This is a genomic window from Streptomyces sp. DH12, from assembly GCF_020873895.1.
In the GTDB taxonomy this organism is placed as follows: Bacteria; Actinomycetota; Actinomycetes; order Streptomycetales; family Streptomycetaceae; genus Streptomyces.
In genome coordinates this window covers 1-902 of record NZ_JAHWGT010000149.1, presented here as the reverse complement: position 1 = coordinate 902, position 902 = coordinate 1, and the positions used below count along the sequence as shown (strand labels likewise).

At 68.7% G+C, this 902-nt stretch carries 1 protein-coding gene; it reads right to left on the bottom strand.

The window, feature by feature from the left end; genetic code table 11:
* Positions 1 to 61: 61 nt before the first annotated feature.
* A partial coding sequence (locus tag LPA54_RS33120) for an SDR family NAD(P)-dependent oxidoreductase (protein ID WP_228984443.1) occupies positions 62 to 902 on the bottom strand: 841 nt, incomplete at its 5' end.

The window sequence follows — 902 nt, the reverse complement described above, 5'->3', positions numbered from 1 at the left end:
CTGCTCGACCCCGACCAGCGGTTTACCCGGCGGGACTGTCGAGCGGACCTCTCCGACGTGTTCACAGCATCGCGTACTCACCGCTCCCGGGAAAGTCGGTGCTGAGTGCAACGTCCTTCCCGGCCTCGTACTCGGCACGCAACTGGTCGAGTTTGACGCCGATCCTGCGCTGGGCGTCACTCCCCAGGACCACCCAGTGCCGGGGCGTGGGGGACAGGGCTTCGTCGAAGATCACCGCCGCCCCCCTGGCCGGATCACCCGGGAACATGTCGGGAGTCACCTTGTTCATGATGGCCCGGAAGGCTCCCGCGGTGACCGCGTAATCACTGATCGGTGCCCCGGAAGCGCGCGTGCGGGTCTCGATTCCCGTCCGGAAGGAGCCCGGCTGGATCAGCAGCGCTCGCAGCCCCAACGGCTCGACCTCCTGCCACAGGGCCTCGGTGAACCCCTCCAGGGCGAACTTGCTCGCGGAGTGGAAGCCGTTCCCGGGCAGACTCGCCAGCCCGTCCATGGACGAGATGTTCACGATGGTCCCGCGGCGACGCGCGCGCATCGCGGGCAGCACCGCCCGGGTGAGTGTCACGGCCCCGAAGAAGTTGACCTCGAAGACCGCGCGGTAATCCGATTCCTGCTGTTCCTCGAGAGCACCGATGAAGTCGATACCCGCGTTGTTGACCAGGACGTCGATGCCGCCGGACCACTCCTCGGCCTCCCGCACGGCGTCGGCGCACCGGCGGCCGTCCGTGACGTCGAGCTGAAGGACCAGGCACTCATGAGGGTGGCGGTCCGCCAAGCCGGCCGTGGGAGCGACCACCGGCGCCGTGGCGACGACCCGGTGCCCCCGTTCCAGCACATGCTGGGCCAGTGCGTGGCCGAGACCGCTGGACGCGCCGGTGATGAAC